We start from the raw sequence: 20,093 nt of genomic DNA, 5'->3' as shown, positions 1-20,093 counted from the left end.
CGTCGCCTCCGCGGCAGCTTTAGGTGGTTCGGTTCTCGAGGACGTCCCGGACGGTACCGAGCCGTCGACTGCCGACCCCGTAGGCCATCACGCCGACGATCGCGAACAGGTAGCGGTCGTCGTTCAGGTCGCCGGTGACCATCGCGTTGACCAGCATGTAAACGAGCAGGATCCCGAGGACGACGTGGGTCGGCTCCGGGTGTGCGAGCCAGTCATGAGCGGCGTGGAGGACGACGTACCCGAACAGGGCTCCGACGAGAACGAGTCCGACGATACCGAGTTCGAACAGGATCTCGAAGAGCATATTGTGGGGATAGTAGCGGGTGTCGGATCCGGGGTCGATCAACACCGGCCAGGCGCCGAACCCCTCTCCGAGGACGAGCATCCCCGGGTGGAGAGCGTCGAGCGTATTCGTCCAGTAGCCAAAGCGAAGGCCGAGCGACCGTCCCGGGCCGTCGACGAGGGCGAGAAGCCGCTGTATGGCACGCAGTTGTCTGGCGACGGTAACGAGGGCGATCAGCGACGCGACGCCGGCGACGCTGTATCCAGCCAGTGCGAGCCTGCCGTTTGGCAACGTTCCGAGAACGATCCCGGCCGCGACGAGCAACGCGATCGAGCCCACGACGGCGACCGTGGGTCCGCGAGCGCCGCTGATCAACAGGGCGTACCCCATCACGACCGCCCCGACGGCCGCTGTGGCGGTGAGGGTTCGGTCCTCGCGGGAGAGCACGAGGTAGCCGACCGCCAGCAACAGCCCCAGGCCGATCGCCCGGCCCGTGATGAGGTAGTTCGTGCCGAACGGGGAGGGTTCGCCTCCGCCGGCCTGGTAGTACTGGGAGAGCATCTCGAGGGCGGTGAGCAGTGCGACCCCCGCGGTTGCGAAGCCAGCGTACCGCAGCCGTCGGACCGACGTCGCGATCACGATCGCGCCGAGCCCGAGCGCCAGCCCGGTAACGCCGACCAGCCGAAGCGACTTCGAGAGGAAGTACTCCGTACTCGGCGACCAGAGCCCCGAAAGGACGGCGTAGCCGGCAAAGAGGCCGAACAGGGCGGGAACGAGCAGCGACGGGCGGGTGAGCGCGATCCGATCGCGTGCGACCAGCAGGCCCGAGACGCCGACCGTCGCCGCGCCAAACAGCACCGTCAGATCGATCGGACTCCACTGGAGGTACCAGGCGCTCTTATAGACGCCAGAGAAGACGAACGCGACGTAACAGATCGCAACGGCGGCATCGAGCCGTTTCGGCTGGTCGACCATCGAGGTCACGTTTCCGATTTCCGCTGAAGTGTCTTGCTATCGAGAACGCGCCGTTTCGAGAGGCTCACTGGCCGAGGAGGCGTTTTACCCGTCGTTTTGCCGACATGCCGAGCGCGAACGTCGTCGGCGTCACGCAGGTCGCCAGGTGGACGTACGGAAACGGGTTCGTCGGATCGAGTCGGATCGCCCTGGCGAGCTCCCGGCGTGCTGGCCCCAGTTCGTCGCGTTTCGCGTGGGTCAGCCCGAGGAGGTAGTGGTGGTGGGCGTGGCGCCGAGCGGTCAACACGTCGCCGTGGCGCTCGACGAGCTGGGCCTTCCCCGTGCGTCGCGCGTCCAGATCCAGCGAGATCGAGTCGTCCTGTCGGTAGTGTTTCGCAAGCACCGTGCCGAGTCCGTAGAGATCGTACTCCCGGGCGACCCGCAGGTAGAACTCGTAGTCCTGGGAGGAGGCCATCGCCTCGTCGAGGAGACCGACGTCCTCGAAGACCTCGCGTCTGAACGCCGTCGTGATGAAGCTGCCCGGGACGTTGGCCTCGCCGAGATCCGAGAGGGTCACGCGGCCGTCGTCGGTCGCCTCCGGGCCGAGGTAGGTCTCGCCCCGATAGATGTCGTAGCCGTGGAAGACCCCGCCGTAACGCTCGGGCAGCGACTCGAGAGCGTCGACGCAGGCTTCGAGCTTGCCCGGGTAGTACTCGTCGTCGGAGTCGAGAAACGCGACGTACTCTCCCGAGGACGTCCGGATCCCCTCGTTTCGGGCGACGTTCGCCCCGTTGTTGCCCTCGAGGCGGACGTACTCGATGCGGTCGTCGTCGTAGCCCTCGACGACCGACGGAGTGTCGTCGGTCGAGCCGTCGTCGACGATCACGTGTTCGAACTCCTCGTGGCGCTGTCCGAGGACGCTCTCGATCGCTCGCGGAAGCGTCTCCGCCCGGTTGTACGTGGGTGTGATAACTGAAACGGTGGTCATGCGAAGGGGGTCGTCATCGGCGGTCGGTGAGCTGTGCGTACGCGGCCAGCAGTCGGTCCCGTTCGATCTCCCAGCTGTACTCCGAGGCGACCGCCTCGCGGCCGGCCTCGCCCATCCGGACTCTGGTCTCGGGCGCCTCGAGCAGCCCTGCAAGCTCCTCGACGGTCCGATCGAGATCGTCCTCGGGCACCGCAACACAGTAGTCGTCGTCCGCGTAGGGCTCGAGCGACGGCACCTCGGTCATCACGACGGGAAGCTCACAGTAGAGGTACTCGAAGAACTTCGTCGGCACGTTGCGTGCGAACCGCTCCTCGTCGACCAACAGCAGGCCGACGTCGGCCGCCGAGAGATAGGAGAAGATCTCGTCGTAGTCGACGTAGCCGAACAGCCGGACGTGTTCGGCGATCCCCTCCCGGTCCATGAACTCGCGGGCCGTGCGCTCGATCGCCCCGTCCTGGAACGGGCCGAGCAGCCAGAGCCCGACGTCGAGTCCTCGCTCCCGGAGCCGGGCGGTTACCTGGAGCATGGTCAACAGGCCCCGTTCCCGGTCGAGGCCGCCGACGTAGGCCAGTACGTGCTCGTGGGAGCGCTCGACGTCGACGCGGTCGGTCTCGATCCCCGCGACCGTCGGCAGGTTCCGCACCGTTTCGACGGGCGTGCTCGTGTGTCCCTCGAGCTGTGCCCGGGTCGAGTCGTCGGCGGTCACGACCAGCTCCAGCGGTCGGGTTAGCGCCGCCTGAACGGTTGGAAACACCCGCTGCAGAACGGGCTTGACGGGTTCGGGGATCCACTCGCGGACCCGGATCGCGTCCGCGTAGTCCTCGTGGACGTCGTAGACGACACTCGCGTCGGTCGTCAGCGACAGCAAGACCCCGATCGGCAACAGCTCCGGATCGTGGACGTGGTAGACGTCGGCGTCCTCGGCCCGAGCTTCCCGGAACAGCGTCGGGAGGTTCCGCCAGCGCTCGAGGCGACTCTCGACGTCGCCGACCGAGCGTACGGTGACGCCGTCGCGCTCGGTCGAGTCCTCGTGGTGGACCAGCAGCGTCGTCCGGTAGCCGGCGTCGGACAGCGCCTGCAGTTGCTTGTGGAAGATGCGCGGATCGAACGGGTAGTGGACCGAAGAGATGTGGACGACGTGGGTCATGACTCTGGCTCGTGATCGGATTCTCGCGAGGTCGTGTTCCAGGTGACGATGTTCTCCCGCCGGAGGAAGTTCCGGAGGCCGACGAGCATACCGTAGTTCGCGACGAGGAAGAAGTGGGGGACGTGGACGATCGTCGGCGGCGAGACCGCGGTTCGATCGAGGACGGCGCCGACGAGTGCGAGCCCGTAGAACGCGAGCTGGGCGGCCAGTGCCGCCAGCGAGAGGGGGTTCGCGGAGAGGACGACGAGCCCGATCGTCGAGAGCAAGGCGGTTGCGAGAAACACCGGCGAGAGCCACCGGAGCACCTTGTGTGAGAGCAGTTGAAACGAGAACAGCGGATACCGGGCGGGGTTCAACAGTTCGGCGTTGTTCGCGACGGTGTGCCACGACCGGGTGACGATTCGGCTGCGGCGGTCGAGTTCGTCGTCGACGCTCTCTTCGGTGTTCTCCCAGGCGACCGCGTCAGCGGTGTAGGTCACCCGCTCGCCGTTCTTGACGATCGCCAGCGGCTCCGCGAAGTCGCTGATCGCGTCCCGGCGAAGCGGAACGTACGACGAGCTCCGGACCGCGTAGATCGCGCCGTTGCCCGTCACCGACGAGCCGACGGCCGACTCGAGGCGCTTGAGCAGCGACTCGTAGCGCCAGTAGATCGACTCGCCGTCGACGTCGCTCGAGTCGCGGTACGTGAGTTCGCCGACGACACAGCCCACGTCCGGGCCGAACGACGACACCAGCTCGCGGATCGCGTCCGGCTCGTACATGCTGTTTGCGTCCGAGAAGACGATGATCTCCTCGTCGACGGCGTCGGCGACCCGGTTCTGGCACTCGGTCTTGCCGACTCGCCCCTCGATCCGGACGAGTTCGACCCCCTCGTCGGCGTACGAACGGACGATCTCGTCGGTCCGGTCCGAGGACGCGTCCGAGAAGACGATGATCGACAGTCGATCCGCGGGGTAGTCGAGTTCGAGGCTGTTCTCGATCTTTTCGGCGATGATCTCCTCCTCGTTGTACGCCGCGACGACGAGTGCGACCGAGGGCAGGGTGTCGGGGGTGGACGTCCTCGGCGTCGGGGTCAACCGCGCCAGCAACGCGAGCGCCGGCGGGTAGAGGAAATACGAGTGGACAAGCGCCAGAACCGAGACGACGAGGACGATCAGGAGCGTGAGTTCGAGCATGAGTGCGAAACGGATCGGAAACGGCGGATCGAGACGGGTATCCTACGTCCGTTTTGCTCCAACGGCAAGTTCAACCTTCCGACATGGATCCGCAAGCACAGCGTCTCACGGGCCTTTCAGCTGCAAGCAGGTGGTTCCGAGCCGATCGCCGAAAGACTGCTCACGCCGGCGGGACCAGCATGACGTTTCCGGTCGCACGACCGACGAGGTCCTCGGAGACGCTGCCCAGCAGGAGCCGTCGGAGCCGGCTGTGACCGCGCGAGCCGACCAGTACCGTCGTCGGGTTTACTTCGGCTTCCGTGGCGAGGATCTCCTCGGCGGGGTCGCCCCGCCTGACGACGGTCTCGGCGTCGATCCCCCAGTCCTCGAGCCGGGTCGCCAGTTTGCCCAGTCGCCGTTCGGGATCGCTCTCCTGATCGGGGTCTTTCGGCGTGGCGACGTGGACGAGCGTCGCCTCTCGGGTGGCGTGTCGCAGGTAGGCAAACGACTCGAAGGCCCGCTCGGCGTTCTCGGAGAAGTCGGTCGCGTACAGCATCCGCTGGAAGAGGTGCTGTCTGACGACATCGGGATCGTCGACGCCGCGCTCGATCCGGTTGACCAGCAGTGGCGTCTCGGTCGTGCGTGCGAGGTTGCGCGCCGTCGACCCGACGACGCGGTTCTCGAGCGGACTCTTTCCGCGGGAGCCAACGATCGTGAGATTCGCCCCGATCGTCCCGGCGATACCGATAATCCGTCGGTGGGGCGTGCCACGAACGACGTGGGTTTCGACGTCGAATCCGGCGTCCTCGATCACCCGACTGTACCGTCGGATCGCGTTCGTCCGGCGCTTCTCGAAGTCGATACCGGGCATCCCCCCGTGGACGTTCGAGGGGACGACCGTCACGAGGTGAAACTCCTCGATTCCGATCCGTCCGAGACAGTCGAGACAGGTTTCGTTGCGGATCGTCGCCTCGCTGGCCGCCGAGAGATCCGTCGCGAGTACCGCTTTCATACGCCGAGTACGGTCCGGCGGTATAATATTGTTTTGTCTAGCCAATACCAAAATCGTTTTTCGAGCGCTGACCGACGAGCGATTCACGTCGATCGGCGACGCTACGGGAGCTCGTTCGAGCGTCGCGCCCGAGCAACGCGCCGCGCCGCTTCGAGGGTGCTATATTTTCGTAACGTATTCGGATATTCTCGTTGGATAGTCGTGTGATTTCCTGCAGTAATATTGTTCTTTAGTCCCAAAAGCGTTATACAGGCGCTCCGGGTAGAGAGTAGTGAGTGAAAATCCATGATGCGCACACAACCGCTTTCGAACGGAGGTCGGAACGCATGATCGAGTCCGCCGGACTCCCGCCGCTCGCACGGGCGACTGCGCTCGTCGGCGTCGTCTTCCTGCAGGCGGTTGCTCTCTACGTCGGCTACGGGCTCCTCGAACGGGTCGCATCGCCGGCGATCGAGCGAGTCACGAACGCGAGCACGTAATCGATGGAGCTACTCGGTCTCTCCCCGGCACTGCTGGCGCTGTTCGTGAGCTTCGGCTTCGCGGTCGGCGTACTGTTTGGCTTCTTCGGGATGGGCGGGTCGTTCCTGATCACCCCGACGCTGCTGATACTGGGGTATCCCGCGCCCGTCGCAATCGGTAGTGGCCTGGCGTTTTACTTCGGCACGTCCGTCATCGCCGTCCTGAAACACTACGACGTCGGCGAGGTCGACTACCGGCTCGGCGCCGTCCTGTTCGTCGTCCTCTCGATCGGGATCGAACTCGGCAGCCGACTCGTCTTCGGTCTCGAGGCCCTCGGGATCGCCGAACTCGTCACCGGCGTCGCGTACGTCGTCTTGCTCGCGGGGATCGGCCTCCTCTTTCTCCGGCGCGCCTACCGGCTCGAGGACGTCGAGGACGACGAGACGGTCAGCGACGAGGAGATCCCCCCAGTCGCCCGGAGGATCCAGTCCTACGAGGTGCCGCCGATGCTTTCGCTGACCTCCGGCGGGCGGGCCTCGCTGTGGACGATCCTCGGCTCCGGCGGCGGCGTCGGTCTCGTCTCGGGACTGATCGGCGTCGGTGGCGGGTTCATCCGGATGCCTGCGATCTACTATCTGATCGGGACGCCCCTGACCGCGGCCGTCGGGACGAGCCTCTTCGCCGGACTGTTCTCGGGCGCGTTCGGCACCTTCACCTACGGGCTGTCCGGGGGCGTCGATCTCGCGGTCGTCTCCCTGCTGCTGGTCGGCAGCGCGCTCGGCGCACGGATCGGCTCGGCGGCGACCACGATCGTCGAAGAGGACGACGTGATCGTCTACTTCGGACTCATGATGGTGCTGGCAAGCGCCGGAATCGGGCTCAGCGAACTCGCCGACTGGCTGGGGACGAGTGCGCTCGACGTACTCAGCGTCGTCCTGCTGGTCGGGTCGTCGTTCGCCGTCGCCGCGATCATCCTCTCGCAGGTTCTCACCTCGGCCGGAGACGGCGAAACGGATACCCCGTCGGCGACCGATGGGAAGTGATACCGATGGACAGTGAGCGACCGACCGATCGTCGCGCCGTCCGGATCGACCGACGGACGGATCCCCAGCCGTGACGCTGATCGGCGTCGTGGCCGTCGTACTGGCGCTCGGGGTCGCCTCCCGGGTCCTCGCGGACCGGCTCCGGATCCCAAGCGTCCTGTTTCTGATCCTCGCGGGCGTCGCGATCGGTCCGGAGGGGGTCGGTCTCGTCTCGCGGGCGACGTTCGGCGAGGGGCTCCCCGTGATGGTCGGCGTCAGCGTCGCGATCATCCTCTTCGAGGGCGGCTACCACCTCCGCCTCGAGAAGCTCCGGGAGAGTCCGACGGCCCTGCTGCGGCTCACAACGGTCGGCGCGGCGATCACCTGGCTGGGAACCGCGGCCGCCGTCGTCGCCTTTCTCGACACAAGCCTCGAGGTCGGCCTGCTGGTCGGCGCCCTGCTGATCGCGACCGGGCCGACGGTGATCGGCCCCATCCTCCAGGTCGTCACCGTCCGGGATCACGTTGCGGCCGTCCTCGAGGGCGAGGGCGTGCTCAACGACGTCACCGCCGCGATCCTGGTGGTCGTCGTCTTCGAGGTGTTGATCGCCGGCGACGGCGGTCCGATGCGGCTCCTCGGCGAGTTCGGGGGCCGGCTGGCGATCGGCCTCGGCGTCGGCGCCGCCGTCGCCGGCGCCGTCTGGCTGTTTCTCAGCCGGGGCAACCTCTCGCCCGGGACCGCGCCGCTGCACGCCAGACTGGTCGTCCTCGCGGGAATCGTCGTCGCCTACGGCGGCGCGGAGCTGCTCGCCAGCGAGACCGGGATCGCCGCCGCCGCGATGGCCGGCTTTGCGCTCGGCAACGTCGATCTGCCACACCACGAGGACGTCGTCGACTTCCTGGACGATCTCTCGGTCGTCGTCCTTTCGTTTATTTTCGTCGCGCTGGCGGCGCTGATCGACTTCGGCGACATCGCGACTCTCGGGGTCGCCGGGATCGCCGTCGTCGTCGCGATCACGCTCGTGCTCCGGCCGGCGGTGATCTACCTCGCGACGACCGGCGAACGGTTCACACGGGACGAGCGGCTCTTTCTCAGCGCCGTCGGTCCCCGCGGGATCATCCCCGCGAGCGTCGCGACGCTGTTTGCCGTCGAGCTCCAGGCGCTCGGCCAGCCACAGGAGGCCCAGCTGCTGGCCGGTACCGTCTTCCTGATCATCTTCGCGACGGTCGTCCTCCAGGCCGGCCTCGCAGGACGGATCGCGACCCACCTCGGAGTCTCACCAATGCGCACGATCATCATCGGCGGGGGACGAGTCGGTCTCTCCCTCGCGGAACGGCTCGAACGGGACGGAGAGAACGTCCTCGTCGTCGACGAGGACCCGGACGCGGTCGAACGGAGCCGCGAACGGGGACTGCGCGCCCTCGAGGGCGACGGCACCGACGCCGGCGTCCTCAAGCGGGCGGGGATCGACGAGGCGAAAAACGTCATCGCGGCGACGCCCGACGACGACGCGAACCTGCTGGCCTGCCAGCTCGCACGGACCAGCTTCGACGTCGAGACGGTCGCCTCGCGGGTCAACCAGCCAGACAACGTCGAGGCGTTCGAATCGCTCGGCGTCCGCGCGATCGACCTCTCGATGGCGACCGCGTGGTCGCTCGAGAACGTCCTCGAGCGGCCGTCACTATCGGCGTGGATGAACGAACTCGGTCGAACGGGCGACGTCCAGGAGATCGAGGTGACGGCGACGGATCTCGTCGGGAAGACGATCGCCCAGCTCAACGCCGAGATTCCCGACGGCTGTCTCGTCGGGCTGGTGACCCACGGCGACGGGACGACGGAGGTTCCGACCGGGGACCACGTGCTGCGCGACGGCGATCGGGTCACCTTCATCGGGCGGACGGAGGCGGTCGACCGCGCGGTCAAGCGGTTTCATCCACACGACTGAACGGGAACAGCGGGGTGAGTCGCTAGATCGCGTCGTCCGGCTCGTGGGTCTCGGCCATCCGGCTCGCCTCCGTCGCGTACTGCTCCCGGAGCTCCGGATCATCGACGGCGCCGAGGTTCGACGGGGCGACGGTCACCGTGGCCGTCGTCGGTCGGTCGTCCGTCGAACTCGTGATCGCCCGTTCTTTCCGGATACCGCTCACCGTCGGGGGTTGCATACACCAGGATGATGAGATTCTGCTCGTCGTCAGAGTAGGTTCGCTCGACCAGCCAGACGCGAACCGTCTCGGATCGGTCACTCATGGGTCGTGATACGGGTTTGGAATCCGTAATACTTTGCACAGTATACACAATTACGGTAGAGCCATCGACCGGAGTAGGGAGCAGAGAAAACGGAAATGCCGTCGTCAATCATCTCTATCGAGGCTGCTTGGTCAGGTAAGGACAGTTCGATCGGGTCGTGGTGTACTGTATTGCACACCACCTACAAAAGCCTTAAACGCCTCTGGCCCGAACGAGGACGTGATGACAACCGATGCAACCAGCGGCTCGGCGGACCGACCGACGAACGAACCGCTCCACGTCGACGGCGAGGACGACCTCGACGCGATCGTGAGCGACCGTGACGTCGTGCTCGTGGACTTCCACGCCGACTGGTGTGGCCCCTGTCAGATGCTCGAGCCCCTCGTCGAGACGATCGCGGCCGAGACCGACGCGACCGTCGCGAAGGTCGACGTCGACGCCAACCAGCAACTCGCCGCTACCTACGGCGTCCGCGGCGTCCCCACGCTGCTCGTGTTCGCCGACGGCGAGCAGGTCGAACAGCACACCGGCGCCCTGCCGGAGGACCGACTCCGCAGCCTGATCGAGCGCTACACCGAATGAGCGAGGACTCGACCGCGACCGTTCGCGACGTCGTGATCGTCGGCTCCGGCGTCGCCGGTCTCTCGGCCGCCGTCTACGCCGCGCGGGCCGACCTCGACCCCCTCGTCCTCGAGGGGCCCGAGCCGGGCGGCCAGCTCACCCTGACCACCGACGTCGAGAACTACCTCGGGTTCCCCGAGGGCGTCGGCGGGATGGAACTGATCCAGCGCGGGAAAGCACAGGCCGAACGGTTCGGCGCCGACTTTCGCCACGCCGCCGTCGAGGACGCCACACTCGAGGACCGGCCGTTCGAACTCGAGCTCGCGAACGGCGACAGCGTCCGGACGCGGGCGCTGATCGTCGCGACCGGTGCCAGCGCCCGCTGGGTCGGCGCCGACGGCGAGGACGAACTGATGGGCTACGGCGTCTCGACGTGTGCGACCTGCGACGGCGCCTTCCACCGCGGCGACGACGTCCTCGTGATCGGCGGGGGCGACTCGGCGATGGAGGAGGCGCTGTTCCTCGCGAAGTTCGCCGACTCGGTGACGGTCGTCCACCGCCGCGACGAGCTACGTGCCTCGGACATCATGGCCGAGCGGGCCCGCGACCACGAGAAGATCGCCGTCCGCTGGAACGCGGAGCTGCTCGCGATCCACGGCTCCCGCGAGGACGGCGTCACCGGCGCGACGCTCGGTTCCCACCCCGACGGCCACCCGACGGAGAAACTCGCGGGGAGCGCGGCGCCGGAGGCCGCGACCGAGGTCGACCGAGAGACCGTCGACGTCGGCGGGATCTTCTACGGCGTCGGCCACGTTCCGAACACCGACTTCCTCGAGGACACCGCGGTCGAACTGGCCGACTCCGGCCACCTGGAGACCCGCGAGGGGATGACGACCGAGACCGCAGTCGAGGGCGTCTTCGGTGCGGGGGACGTGATGGATCCCGACTACCGCCAGGCGGTGACCTCGGCGGGCACCGGGAGCATGGCCGCCCTCGACGCCGAGGCGTGGCTTGATGCCGAATCCACACGGTCGGAGCCACAGTCCGCCGACCCCGCGCCGAGCGTCTAGCGCCGCCGCTGGCCGATCGGAAACAGGAGGGTCGGAACACGCGTCACCTGGCGCCGTGCGAACGCCCCGACCGGGTAGACGGCTCGGGGGCGGGGGTATCTGTTTTGTGGTTCGGCCCGCCGACCGCGGGTCCGCGAGGTCGATCAGCCTACACCGTCCTCGTGACTTTTCCCGGGCGGGCGGCTATGGGGAGATATGAAGGGAGTCGTCCCCGCCGCAGGCGAGGGTACGCGACTGCGCCCGCTGACCGAGGACGTACCGAAGGGACTCGTCGAGGTGGACGAGCGACCGATCCTGAGCCACGTCTTCGAGACGTTGCTGGCAGCTGGCGTCGACGAGCTCGTCGTTGTCGTCGGCTACCGCAAGTCACAGATCGTCGACCGCTTCGGCGACACCTACCGGGACGTTCCGATCACTTACGTCCACCAGCGCGAGCGGACGGGGCTCGGTCACGCGGTCTCGCTCGCCGAGCCCTATCTCGAGGAGCCGTTCGTCGTCCTGAACGGCGACAACGTGTTCGACGGCAGGATCGACCCCGCCATCGAACGCGTTCGCTCGACCGGGGCCGAGGCCGCGGTGCTCGTCGAGGAGGTCGATCGGGAGACCGCCAGCGAGACGGGCGCGGTCGTCCTCGAGGACGGTCACGTCACGGGAATCGTCGAGAAGGCCGACGACCCGCCCTCGAAGCTGGTGACGACTGGGTGTTACGTCCTGCCGCCGCGGATCTTTCACGCACTCGCGCTCGCCCGCCCCGCCGACAGCGGCGAGTTCGAACTCAGCGAGGCGGTCGGCCTCCTGGCGCGAGCGGGGCGACGCGTCGACGCCGTTCGGCTGCCGGGCTCGCGAGTCAACGTCAATACGCCGGCCGACCGCGAGCGGGCCGAGCGGCTGCTCGAGCGGTCAGAGTAGCATCGAGCGATCGAGGTAGAGTCGCTCGAGACCCGCCTCGCGAGCGTGGTCGACGACCGCCTCGTACTCCGCGGCGGTGATCGGACGGCTGATCTCCTCGTAGAACGGCTCCGATTTCGCCTTGTAGTGGGGCCGGTACTGCGCCATGACGTCGACGAACGTCTTCTCGGAGACCTCCTCGGCAAGGAACGACAGCACTCGCTTCGCGCTCTCGACGTGGTTGGGCATGACGAGGTGGCGAACGAGGAGCCCGCCCGTCGCGAGCCCGGTGTCGTCGAGCCGGAGGTCGCCGACCTGTCGGTGCATCTCCCGGAGCGAGTCGGTGACGTTCGACCAGTAGTTGGGCGCCTTCGAGTACCGCGCCGCGGCGGCGTCGTTGCCCCACTTCACGTCGGGCATGTAGATGTCGACGATCCCCTCGAGTCGCTCGAGGATCTCCGGGCGTTCGTAGCCACCGCAGTTCCAGACGATCGGGAGGTCGAGGCCGGCCTCGATGGCGATCCGAACCGCCTCGACAAGGTGGGGCGAGTGGTGGGTCGGGGAGACGAAGTTGATGTTGTGACAGCCCTTCGCTTCGAGTTCGAGGGCCATCTCGGCGATCTCCGCGGGTGTCGCGGGATCGCCTTTCGCCTCGTGGCTCGTCTCGAAGTTCTGACAGAAGACGCATTTCATGTTGCAGTTCGCGAGAAAGATCGTTCCGCTCCCGTTGTGGCCCTTCAGGCAGTCTTCCTCGCCGAAGTGGGGGAAGTACGTTGAGACGTACGCGGTGTCGTCGACCTGGCAGGTGCCGACGTCGCCGGCGGTGCGGTCGACCCCGCAGTCGTACGCACAGAGATCGCACTCCTCGTAGCGCTCCCACAGATCGTCGATCCGCGCGTCGAACGTTTCGGGCCGGAGCGAGCGGGCGTTCGCCGTCGTCGCCGGTGAGCCGGACTTCATACGAATCAGTACGATGGCGAGCCGACAAGGGTCTGTTGAAAGCTATCATGTAACAAGACGCTCGGGTCACAGGTGACACTTCGCGGTGATTATTCATGAACGTTATTTGCACATGCAGGCAGAACCCCCAACCCTAACTGAGTTGTTAGTAACAAATATACCAGAAGTAACAATTCGAGTCGCAGCCGGTCGGACCGTCGGTCACGAACCGTCGATGGCCGCCGATTCCGACCCTCACAGTGTGCAGTTCGGTAAGGGAACGTAACAGACCGACCCGGTGCTCGTCCCCGGCCGGGTGAAACGATGATGCTCGCGGGGACGGTCTACAGAGATAATGCCAGTCACAGATATCGGTAGACGGGAGTTTCTCGCGGCCGGCGTGACGGGACTCTCGGTTACGGCAGCGTACGGCGCCGAAGCGTTCGGCGTTACCGAACAGTTCGACGACGGACGGATCACGGCGGTCGTCCCCTGGGCACAAGGCGGCGGAACCGACCGATCAATGCGGATCACGACCCCCGTGTGGGCGGATCGGCTCGGCGTCGAGTTCGTCGTCGAGAACTACCCCGGCGGCTCGACCCAGGTCGGCGGCGAGGAGCTGTACAACGCCGATCCGGACGGCACCACGGTCGCGATGTGGAACATGCCCCAGATGCAGGCCACCTGGCTCTTCCAGAACGCTCCCTACCGGATGGCGTCGTTCGACTACCTGGGGACCCACCACTGGGATCCGACGATGTGGTTCGCTCCGCTCGATCGGCCGTACGACGATCTCTCGGAGTTCGTCGAGTACGCTCGCGAGGACGGTGCCACCGTCGGGATCACCTCCGCGATCGGGAACACGGCGCTGTCGGCGCTGCTGGTCGAGGAGACCTACGATCTGGATCTGACGGTCGTCAACATGGAGGGCGGCGCCGGGGTTCGGCAGGCCGTCCTCGCGGGCGACGTCGACGCGGGCGTCAACCAGCCGTGGGCCTTTAACCCCGACCACGTCGGCGACGTCCTCGCGCTGGGCTCACACACCGCAGAGCCCCAGGAGCTGTGGCCCGACACACCGTCGTTCGCCGATATCGGTCTCGAGGACGTCCCGCTCGTCGACGAGGGGCTCGGCCAGTGGAAGCTCATGGTCGTCCCCGGCGGGCTCCAGGAAAACCAGCCCGACCGGTTCGAGCGGCTCGCCGAGACCTACGCCGCGGTGTTCGAGGACGAGCAGTTCCTCTCCGAGGCCGAAAACCAGGGCGGACTCGACGACATTCTTGACTACCGCGGCCCCGACGAGACCGAGACCGAGGTCGAGGAAACCTCACAGTTCATGGAAACGTACGCCGACGTCGTCGAGAGCTTCATTTACGATCGATAACGTATGACGGGAATTACGCCGCCGACCGTCACCGTCGGAACCGGATCGCGAACGGTCGAGATCGATACGGGAGAACTGCTGTTTCCGGGGCTGGTGCTCGCGTTCTGCCTGTTCTACTACTGGGACACGCGAGCGCTACCGGAGCTGTCGATGCTGTACGCGGGACCGTTGCTGTACGCGACGATCACGCTCGCGGTGCTGACGATCGCTGTCCAGTCCGTCTCGCTCGACGGCGAGGACGGCTCGGACGACGACGGCGTCGGGAGCGCGGCCGCCGCGTTCGACCCGGAGACCGACGCCGACGCCGAGGAGGAGGCGGTCTTCACCGTCCGAAGCGCGGCGCTGCTGGTCGCGCTGACCGCCGGCTACATCGTCGCGCTCGAACCGGTCGGCTTTCTCGCCTCGACGGTCGCCTTTCTGGCGGCCACCCTCTATCTGTTCGGTGAGCGGAACCCGCTCGCACTCGCGGGGTACTCGCTTGGCTTCGCGATCGTCGTCTGGCTCGTGTTCGTCCAGTGGCTGATGATTCCCCTCTAACCATGCTCGGCGTTCTTGCACCCGCGGCCATCGACGGCGCGCTCGGCATCCTCTCGAGCCCGTACATTCTGTTCGCGATCCTGCTGGGGACGGCCGTCGGGATCGTCTTCGGGGCGATTCCCGGCTTCTCCGCGACGATGACGATCATCCTCTTTACGCCGGTGACGATCCCGTTCGAGCCGACCGTCGCGCTGATATTTCTGGTCTCGGCCTACGGCGGCGCCATCTACGGTGGCTCGATCCCCGCGATCCTCATCAACACCCCCGGCGCGCCGGGCTCGATCGTTACCTGCTGGGACGGCTACGAGCTCACCAAGCAGGGGCGGGCGATCTACGCGCTCGCCGTCTCCGCGATCGTCTCCGGGCTCGCGGGGCTGATCGCGGCGACGTTCCTGCTGATCTTCGCGCCGCCGATCTCCGACTTTGCCCTCAACTTCGGTGATCCGGAGATGTTCCTGCTCGCGGTGTTTGCCCTGACGATCATTCCCGCGGCGAAGGGATCGTCGCTCTCGAAGGCCCTGCTCGCCGGCGCCTTCGGCCTGCTGATCGGGACGATCGGGAACGATCCCCAGCTCGCACAGCCCCGCGCCACGTTCGGCCAGACGGCGCTGCTCGAGGGCGTCGACTTCGTCGTCGTCCTCATCGGGCTGTTCGTGCTGGCGGAGGTGTTCTGGCTGGCCTACCAGGGGACCGTCGTCACCGGCGACAACACCATCCAGCGCGGTGCCTCGGAAGTGTACGACGCGGCTCGGGCGGTCGTCTCCCGTCCCGTCGGGTTCGTTCGGGGTGCGCTCATCGGCACGTTCATCGGCTCGCTGCCCGGCGCCGGCGCGGACGTCGCGAACTTCGTCTCGTACAACGAGGCCAAACGGTGGGCGAGCGACGAGCTCGCCGATCGGTTCGGTAGCGGGATCATCGAGGGTGTCATCGCGGCGGACTCGAGTAACAACGCGACCCAGGGCAGCGCGCTGATCCCGACGCTCACCCTCGGGATCCCCGGCAGCGGCGCGACGGCCGCGCTGCTGGGTGCGATCGCCCTCCACGGGCTGAATCCCGGCCCCGCGCTGTTCGACTCCTCGGGCGATATCGTCTACGCGATGATCCTCTCGCTGTTCGTCGGCAACGTTTTGATCCTGATCTACGGCCTCGCCGGCTCGCAGTACTTCGGGAAGCTCGCATATATCCCTATTCGCTATATCATTCCCTCGGTTGCGGTGCTCGCCGTCGTCGGCGGGTTCGCCGTCCGGAACGCGCCCGTCGACCTCTACATCGTCTTGTTGTTCGGACTGATCGGCGTGTTGCTCGTCGCCTACGACTACCCGCTCGTGAGCCTCGTCCTGGGGGTGATCCTTGGCGACATCGCCGAGTCCGGGTTCGTCACCGGCTGGCTGCTGACCGGCGAGAGCGCTACCGCCTTCCTGTTCAACAGCTCCATCGCGGTCGGACTGCTCGCGCTCATCGCGCTCTCACTGATCGTCACCGCGATCAAAAACTGACGGCGCTCTCGGGCTTGTCTTTTCTTCGCGCGCGACACTCACCTGGATGAACGCCTCCCAGCAGGCAGCTCCGCGCCGGCTCTCGTCGGTCCCGCGTGAAACCGAACTGAAAACAGTCTGCGACCGGACACCGAATGGAAAACCGTTCGGGGTCAGGAGGCGTCGGCGACCGCGAGGACGTCCGCGGAGCGTTCGAGCTCGCCGAACTCGTCCTCGTCGAACTGCTCGTGGAACTCGAGGCGAGAGCGGGTCCAGGAGCCGGCCTCGAGCTCCTCGGCGGCGATGACGCCCTCCCGGGCGGGCAGATCGAGCTGGTCGACGGCGTCCTCGTCGGCCAGCACCGAGTAGCGGACGCTTCCGCCCTCGACGCCCTCCTGGACCGAGCTCGGCAGGTGGAGGGGACGCCTGATCGAGACCGGGAGCTCGGTCTCGTCCTCGAGGTACACCACGAGCTCGTCGTCGTCGGTCTTTCTGAGCAGCCGATCCACGATCTCGTCCGGTGACTGTTTCTCGACGGTCATCGTAGGCTGGTAGGGGCGGTCGTCATCAGTCGCTCGCTTCCTCCGGCTCCGTTCCGTCGCCGACTCGACGGATGCTGTCGTAGGCAAAGAGCGGGTCGCCGTCGAGGGTACACTGCTTGCAGCCGAGACACTCGAACCCCTCGTCGTAGAGGTCGTTGTACGGAATGTCGCGGCGCTCGTGGTACTCCCAGACGTCCTCGGTCGTCCAGTGGACGATCGGGTTGATCCGGGTGACCGCTTCCTTCTCCTCGAAGTAGTCGAGGTGTTTCCGCCACTCGTAGCTCCCCTCGCCCTCGCCGTCGTCGAGCCCTTCGTCCATCCGGTAGCCGGTGATCCAGCCGTCGTAGCCGTCGACCATCCGCTCCATCGGCGCTGACTTGAGCGTCTGGCAACAGAGGTCCGGCTTGCGCTGGTTCACGCGAGGCCCGTGTTCGGCGACGAGTTCCTCGTAGCTCGAGTCCGGCTCGTAGGTCTCGAAGGTGACGCCGTAGCGATCCTCGAGAGCCTCTTTCATCCCCCACGTCGCCTCGAAGTGGTTGCCGTGGTCGAGAAAAGAGAGCGTAACGTCGCTCTCGAGGTCGGCGTCCGACCGTGCCAGAAGGTCCAACACGGCGTTCGAGTCCTTTCCGAAGCTGCAGGTGAACGTCGGATCGTCGAACTTCGACCACGTTTCCTCGAGGACGTCGAGGGATTTATCGAGCTTTTCGTCGAGACTGGCGGATTCGATGTCGATCTCAATTGACATAGGTGGCTAAGAAACTGCGGCTGTACTGTGTGTGCCGACGCTGCGGATTTCGAGTCATGCTACGAACTCACTCTCGTGGTACCGTAGGACATCACTGGATTACGGAAGGGGGTTGTGCCTGCAAATCCGGGGGGCTCGAATAGTAGTCTGAAAGCAGTAGCTCGGATCGATGCCAGGAACCGTACCCGTCGGCGGCAAACGGAACTGTGGCCGGTTTCGGATCCTTCACAGGAGAGTGACGGCGAACCCCGATCGGCTCGGGATCCCTCGAGGGAGCGATCTTACTCGACGACGAGGTCGCCGACCTGATTCGTCTCGTGATACTCACAGACGTACGTGACCATCTCCGGCTCGGCCGTAAACTCCAGCGAGTCGCCCTCGCCCTCGTCGTCGATGCTGTCTGTCGCGAGGTCGTCGACGAGCTCGTCGTCCTCGTCCCAGATCTGGAGGTCGTGAGCGACGCCGTCGGCGTTGATCCACTCGATCGTGTACTCTTCACCCTCCTCAAGGACGAGCGTCGGATTATCCTCGCCGTCGATCTCGTCGGGCTCGATGCCCTCCCAGTGGGAGGCGTAGCCGTCGAGGACGATCTCGGTTCCAGGGTCGATCTCGAACCCGTCGGCGTCCTCGCCGTTCTCGTCGCCGTTCTCGTCGTTCCCGTTGTCGTTGTCGTCGCCGGCACAGCCGGCGATCGCGACGGCGATCGTAGATGCTCCTGCGGCCTTTAGTACTGTTCGGCGTGTGTGATCGGTCATCGTTTCCAGTTCGGTGTAACAGCCGACGGATGTTCAAAAGTGAAGTCCATTCCCGGAGGATGGGAAATTCGATTACCTGGAGTAGAACTCGGCGTGTTATCTATCGTGAGCGTCGATGGAAATTTCCTCCCCAGTGCGTCGAGCGCGACGTCGTTCGACCGCGGTCGCGGCCCCGGGCTCGTGTGACTCCGTCGGAGAAGCGAACACCGCCCCCACGAAACGGGAAGCACAACGTTGACGGCCCGTGCTCGACAGCACTCGGTATGAACGTCCGCGACGCCTACTTCACAATACAGGGGGTTCGAGATCTCCTCGCTACCGAGCGGGAGCTCCCGTCGTACTCGCAGTCGCTTCCGCGCCGGCTCGCGCTCTGGCGGCGCGGCTTTCTGAGCAGGGCCGGTGTCATCTACGACTTCGAACGCTACGATCCAGCGGCGTTTCTCAGCGACTACGAGCGGTACGTCGGAACGAAAAACCTCAACGGGACGTGGTCGATCGCACTCTCGAACAAGCTATTTTTCGACTGGCTGATGCGTTCGTACCCCGATCACCGGATGACCGTCTACGGGGTCGTCCGGAACGGGACCATCCACGAGATCAACGAGGACGCGGGCGGGTCGTTGCCATCGGCGGTCGCCGATGGGGGGGCGGCCCTCGAGTCGGCCGTCGGCTCCGGAACTGGCGCCGTCGCCGACGCGGGCGAGTGGGTCGCCGATCGGCTCGACGAGGACGGAAAGCTCGTCCTCAAGTGGGTCAGAGGTGGTGGGGGGAACAACGTCTTGCTCTGCTCGCGGACCGACGAAGGGTACGAGATCAATGGCGAGGACCACGATCGTGAGGCGCTGATCGAACGGGTCGACGGGCTCGAGAACTACCTCGTCTGTGAACACGTCGAACAGGGTCCGTACGCAGCCGAACTCTACCCCGAGACGCCGAACACGATCCGGGCGATTACTATGTATGACGAGGACCGCGAGGAGGCGTTCGTCGCGGCCGCGGTCCAGCGGATCGGAACCGACGCCTCGGGCTCGATGGACAACTTCTCGCAGGGCGGGCTCAGCGCCGAGATCGACCTCGAGACGGGCGAGCTTGGACCTGGCGCGCAGCTCCCTCGAGGGAGCGACCGCCTCGAGTGGCACGTCAGCCACCCCGAGACCGGGGCGCGAATCGAGGGGACCGCCATCCCCGGGTGGGAGCGGATCCGCGAGAAGCTCCTCGCGCTGGCGTCGGATCACCCGATGATCCCCTACGCGGGCTGGGATCTGGTGGTCACCGACGACGGGGGCTCGTTCAAGATCATCGAAGCCAACAGCTACCCCGGCCTCAAGGCGATGCAGGTCCACGGACCGTTGCTGGCCGACGACCGCGTTCGGCGGTTCTACGAGCGCCACGGCGTTCGGTGAAACGCGATCTGCGTCGACTGCGTTCGGATCGCACGGCTACCGACGGCTGGATCGTGGACGGCCGCGGATCGGATCGAGCGGAACGTGCTATTCGACGGTCAGTTCGTCGTCGGCCTCGACGTGATCGGCGTCCCAGCGGATCGTAAACGAGGTGCTCCGTTCCGCGCCCGTATCCAGCAGGTCCGAGTCGGTGTCGATCGCGACGTCGAACGCGCAGGTCCGTGGCGGATTGATCGTCGCGCTCTCGTTGCCCGCGATCACGGTGACCTTGTCGCCGACGTGCGCACCGTCGGTGTCGACTGGCTCGTCGTCGCGGTCGTCGGTGCCGAGTAGATCGTCGTCGCGGTCGTCGGTCCGGGTATCACCGATCCCCGCCGAGTCGGTCGTGTCGGTACCGACCGTCCCGGTGGAGCCGTCGCGGGTCGCGTCCTCGGTTCGGGTCTCCGGATCGAGCTCGTCGGCGAACTCACGGAGGTACGCGGCGATTTCCGAGCGGGTCCGTTCCTGTGTCGTCTCGAGCGATGCCATACC

20 protein-coding genes and 1 pseudogene are annotated in these 20,093 nt (G+C 66.2%); 10 read left to right on the top strand and 11 right to left on the bottom strand.

Translation table 11 applies throughout. The features are described from left to right. Positions 1 to 19: 19 nt before the first annotated feature. The 5 genes from NATOC_RS15675 to NATOC_RS15655 all read right to left on the bottom strand — a co-directional run bounded on the left by NATOC_RS15675 (position 20) and on the right by NATOC_RS15655 (position 5,538). Positions 20 to 1,258: an O-antigen ligase family protein gene (locus NATOC_RS15675; protein WP_015322459.1), complete on the bottom strand. Its 1,239-nt coding sequence runs from the start codon at positions 1,256 to 1,258 to the stop codon at positions 20 to 22. A gap of 64 nt (positions 1,259 to 1,322) precedes the next feature. Next, a complete protein-coding gene (locus NATOC_RS15670; protein ID WP_015322458.1) occupies positions 1,323 to 2,225 on the bottom strand; it encodes a glycosyltransferase family 2 protein in 903 nt (300 codons plus the stop codon). Positions 2,226 to 2,238: 13 nt separating this feature from the next. Beyond that, positions 2,239 to 3,372 carry a glycosyltransferase gene (locus tag NATOC_RS15665; RefSeq protein WP_015322457.1) on the bottom strand — a complete coding sequence of 378 codons (1,134 nt, stop codon included), beginning with the start codon at positions 3,370 to 3,372 and terminating at the stop codon, positions 2,239 to 2,241. Continuing rightward, on the bottom strand, positions 3,369 to 4,547 hold the full coding sequence (locus NATOC_RS15660; RefSeq protein WP_015322456.1) for a glycosyltransferase family 2 protein: 1,179 nt from the start codon (positions 4,545 to 4,547) through the stop codon (positions 3,369 to 3,371). Before NATOC_RS15660 ends, NATOC_RS15665 begins: the two co-directional genes overlap by 4 nt. A 160-nt stretch (positions 4,548 to 4,707) precedes the next feature. Further along, entirely contained in the window at positions 4,708 to 5,538 is an 831-nt protein-coding gene (locus NATOC_RS15655; RefSeq protein WP_015322455.1) for a universal stress protein, read from the bottom strand. A 326-nt stretch (positions 5,539 to 5,864) separates the two neighbouring features. Here NATOC_RS15655 and NATOC_RS22460 point away from each other — a divergent pair, with 326 nt between their 5' ends. From NATOC_RS22460 to NATOC_RS15645, 3 genes are all read left to right on the top strand, one after another. Then, the gene (locus NATOC_RS22460; RefSeq protein ID WP_015322454.1) at positions 5,865 to 6,017 is read left to right on the top strand and encodes a DUF7512 family protein; all 153 of its coding nucleotides are present in this window, start codon (positions 5,865 to 5,867) and stop codon (positions 6,015 to 6,017) included. Positions 6,018 to 6,020: 3 nt separating this feature from the next. Beyond that, complete coding sequence (locus tag NATOC_RS15650) at positions 6,021 to 7,040, top strand: sulfite exporter TauE/SafE family protein (RefSeq protein ID WP_015322453.1); 1,020 nt, start codon at positions 6,021 to 6,023, stop codon at positions 7,038 to 7,040. A 70-nt stretch (positions 7,041 to 7,110) separates the two neighbouring features. Then, positions 7,111 to 8,964, top strand: a complete 1,854-nt coding sequence (locus tag NATOC_RS15645; protein ID WP_015322452.1) for a cation:proton antiporter — start codon at positions 7,111 to 7,113, stop codon at positions 8,962 to 8,964. A gap of 22 nt (positions 8,965 to 8,986) precedes the next feature. On the opposite strand, the pseudogene NATOC_RS15640 reads toward NATOC_RS15645, so the two are convergent. Next, positions 8,987 to 9,266: pseudogene (locus tag NATOC_RS15640) on the bottom strand (hypothetical protein). 222 nt (positions 9,267 to 9,488) lie between these two features. Here NATOC_RS15640 and trxA point away from each other — a divergent pair. The 3 genes from trxA (at position 9,489) to NATOC_RS15625 (ending at position 11,806) form a co-directional block, all read left to right on the top strand. Further along, on the top strand, positions 9,489 to 9,848 hold the full coding sequence (gene trxA, locus NATOC_RS15635) for a thioredoxin (RefSeq protein WP_015322451.1): 360 nt from the start codon (positions 9,489 to 9,491) through the stop codon (positions 9,846 to 9,848). Then, a complete protein-coding gene (locus tag NATOC_RS15630; protein ID WP_015322450.1) occupies positions 9,845 to 10,897 on the top strand; it encodes an NAD(P)/FAD-dependent oxidoreductase in 1,053 nt (350 codons plus the stop codon). Before trxA ends, NATOC_RS15630 begins: the two co-directional genes overlap by 4 nt. 195 nt (positions 10,898 to 11,092) lie before the next feature. Next, positions 11,093 to 11,806: a sugar phosphate nucleotidyltransferase gene (locus tag NATOC_RS15625; RefSeq protein ID WP_015322449.1), complete on the top strand. Its 714-nt coding sequence runs from the start codon at positions 11,093 to 11,095 to the stop codon at positions 11,804 to 11,806. Here the strand turns inward: NATOC_RS15625 and NATOC_RS15620 are convergent. Beyond that, on the bottom strand, positions 11,798 to 12,745 hold the full coding sequence (locus NATOC_RS15620) for a radical SAM protein (RefSeq protein WP_015322448.1): 948 nt from the start codon (positions 12,743 to 12,745) through the stop codon (positions 11,798 to 11,800). The genes NATOC_RS15625 and NATOC_RS15620 overlap by 9 nt on opposite strands. Before the next feature lie 334 nt (positions 12,746 to 13,079). Between NATOC_RS15620 and NATOC_RS15615 the strand changes: the two genes are divergently transcribed. From NATOC_RS15615 to NATOC_RS15605, 3 genes are read left to right on the top strand one after another with little or no spacing between them, the layout of a single operon-like run. Beyond that, positions 13,080 to 14,105 (top strand): Bug family tripartite tricarboxylate transporter substrate binding protein, encoded by a 1,026-nt coding sequence (locus tag NATOC_RS15615; protein WP_015322447.1) that lies wholly within the window; start codon positions 13,080 to 13,082, stop codon positions 14,103 to 14,105. 3 nt (positions 14,106 to 14,108) lie between these two features. Next, positions 14,109 to 14,642 (top strand): tripartite tricarboxylate transporter TctB family protein, encoded by a 534-nt coding sequence (locus NATOC_RS15610; RefSeq protein ID WP_015322446.1) that lies wholly within the window; start codon positions 14,109 to 14,111, stop codon positions 14,640 to 14,642. Positions 14,643 to 14,644: 2 nt separating this feature from the next. Then, the gene (locus NATOC_RS15605) at positions 14,645 to 16,138 is read left to right on the top strand and encodes a tripartite tricarboxylate transporter permease (protein ID WP_015322445.1); all 1,494 of its coding nucleotides are present in this window, start codon (positions 14,645 to 14,647) and stop codon (positions 16,136 to 16,138) included. 152 nt (positions 16,139 to 16,290) lie between these two features. Here the strand turns inward: NATOC_RS15605 and NATOC_RS15600 are convergent, their stop codons facing one another. The 3 genes from NATOC_RS15600 to NATOC_RS15590 all read right to left on the bottom strand — a co-directional run bounded on the left by NATOC_RS15600 (position 16,291) and on the right by NATOC_RS15590 (position 18,159). After that, positions 16,291 to 16,659 (bottom strand): hypothetical protein, encoded by a 369-nt coding sequence (locus NATOC_RS15600; RefSeq protein ID WP_015322444.1) that lies wholly within the window; start codon positions 16,657 to 16,659, stop codon positions 16,291 to 16,293. A 25-nt stretch (positions 16,660 to 16,684) separates the two neighbouring features. After that, the gene (locus tag NATOC_RS15595; protein WP_015322443.1) at positions 16,685 to 17,404 is read right to left on the bottom strand and encodes a phosphoadenosine phosphosulfate reductase family protein; all 720 of its coding nucleotides are present in this window, start codon (positions 17,402 to 17,404) and stop codon (positions 16,685 to 16,687) included. A 281-nt stretch (positions 17,405 to 17,685) separates the two neighbouring features. Further along, complete coding sequence (locus NATOC_RS15590) at positions 17,686 to 18,159, bottom strand: twin-arginine translocation signal domain-containing protein (protein WP_015322442.1); 474 nt, start codon at positions 18,157 to 18,159, stop codon at positions 17,686 to 17,688. Positions 18,160 to 18,422: 263 nt separating this feature from the next. On the opposite strand from NATOC_RS15590, the gene NATOC_RS15585 reads away from it, so the two are divergent. Then, a complete protein-coding gene (locus NATOC_RS15585) occupies positions 18,423 to 19,562 on the top strand; it encodes a sugar-transfer associated ATP-grasp domain-containing protein (RefSeq protein WP_015322441.1) in 1,140 nt (379 codons plus the stop codon). Between the two features lie 87 nt (positions 19,563 to 19,649). Here the strand turns inward: NATOC_RS15585 and NATOC_RS15580 are convergent, their stop codons facing one another. Beyond that, positions 19,650 to 20,090, bottom strand: a complete 441-nt coding sequence (locus NATOC_RS15580) for a hypothetical protein (protein WP_015322440.1) — start codon at positions 20,088 to 20,090, stop codon at positions 19,650 to 19,652. Positions 20,091 to 20,093: the final 3 nt, after the last annotated feature.

Origin of the sequence: Natronococcus occultus SP4 (assembly GCF_000328685.1) — an archaeon.
Classification (GTDB): Archaea; Halobacteriota; Halobacteria; order Halobacteriales; family Natrialbaceae; genus Natronococcus; species Natronococcus occultus.
The sequence above is the reverse complement of the archived record's forward strand: the minus strand, read 5'-3'. Positions and strand labels throughout refer to the sequence as shown.

What these genes read in the sequence shown, in the direction of transcription:
- NATOC_RS15595 (WP_015322443.1), bottom strand. Translation starts at nt 17,404, where the DNA reads ATGTCAATTGAGATCGACATCGAATCCGCCAGTCTCGACGAAAAGCTC.
- NATOC_RS22460 (WP_015322454.1), top strand. Translation starts at nt 5,865, where the DNA reads ATGATCGAGTCCGCCGGACTCCCGCCGCTCGCACGGGCGACTGCGCTC.
- NATOC_RS15630 (WP_015322450.1), top strand. Translation starts at nt 9,845, where the DNA reads ATGAGCGAGGACTCGACCGCGACCGTTCGCGACGTCGTGATCGTCGGC.
- NATOC_RS15610 (WP_015322446.1), top strand. Translation starts at nt 14,109, where the DNA reads ATGACGGGAATTACGCCGCCGACCGTCACCGTCGGAACCGGATCGCGA.
- NATOC_RS15655 (WP_015322455.1), bottom strand. Translation starts at nt 5,538, where the DNA reads ATGAAAGCGGTACTCGCGACGGATCTCTCGGCGGCCAGCGAGGCGACG.
- NATOC_RS15620 (WP_015322448.1), bottom strand. Translation starts at nt 12,745, where the DNA reads ATGAAGTCCGGCTCACCGGCGACGACGGCGAACGCCCGCTCGCTCCGG.
- NATOC_RS15670 (WP_015322458.1), bottom strand. Translation starts at nt 2,225, where the DNA reads ATGACCACCGTTTCAGTTATCACACCCACGTACAACCGGGCGGAGACG.
- NATOC_RS15600 (WP_015322444.1), bottom strand. Translation starts at nt 16,659, where the DNA reads ATGACCGTCGAGAAACAGTCACCGGACGAGATCGTGGATCGGCTGCTC.
- NATOC_RS15580 (WP_015322440.1), bottom strand. Translation starts at nt 20,090, where the DNA reads ATGGCATCGCTCGAGACGACACAGGAACGGACCCGCTCGGAAATCGCC.
- NATOC_RS15605 (WP_015322445.1), top strand. Translation starts at nt 14,645, where the DNA reads ATGCTCGGCGTTCTTGCACCCGCGGCCATCGACGGCGCGCTCGGCATC.
- NATOC_RS15665 (WP_015322457.1), bottom strand. Translation starts at nt 3,372, where the DNA reads ATGACCCACGTCGTCCACATCTCTTCGGTCCACTACCCGTTCGATCCG.
- NATOC_RS15590 (WP_015322442.1), bottom strand. Translation starts at nt 18,159, where the DNA reads ATGACCGATCACACACGCCGAACAGTACTAAAGGCCGCAGGAGCATCT.
- trxA (WP_015322451.1), top strand. Translation starts at nt 9,489, where the DNA reads ATGACAACCGATGCAACCAGCGGCTCGGCGGACCGACCGACGAACGAA.
- NATOC_RS15650 (WP_015322453.1), top strand. Translation starts at nt 6,021, where the DNA reads ATGGAGCTACTCGGTCTCTCCCCGGCACTGCTGGCGCTGTTCGTGAGC.
- NATOC_RS15660 (WP_015322456.1), bottom strand. Translation starts at nt 4,547, where the DNA reads ATGCTCGAACTCACGCTCCTGATCGTCCTCGTCGTCTCGGTTCTGGCG.
- NATOC_RS15615 (WP_015322447.1), top strand. Translation starts at nt 13,080, where the DNA reads ATGCCAGTCACAGATATCGGTAGACGGGAGTTTCTCGCGGCCGGCGTG.
- NATOC_RS15585 (WP_015322441.1), top strand. Translation starts at nt 18,423, where the DNA reads ATGAACGTCCGCGACGCCTACTTCACAATACAGGGGGTTCGAGATCTC.
- NATOC_RS15625 (WP_015322449.1), top strand. Translation starts at nt 11,093, where the DNA reads ATGAAGGGAGTCGTCCCCGCCGCAGGCGAGGGTACGCGACTGCGCCCG.
- NATOC_RS15675 (WP_015322459.1), bottom strand. Translation starts at nt 1,258, where the DNA reads ATGGTCGACCAGCCGAAACGGCTCGATGCCGCCGTTGCGATCTGTTAC.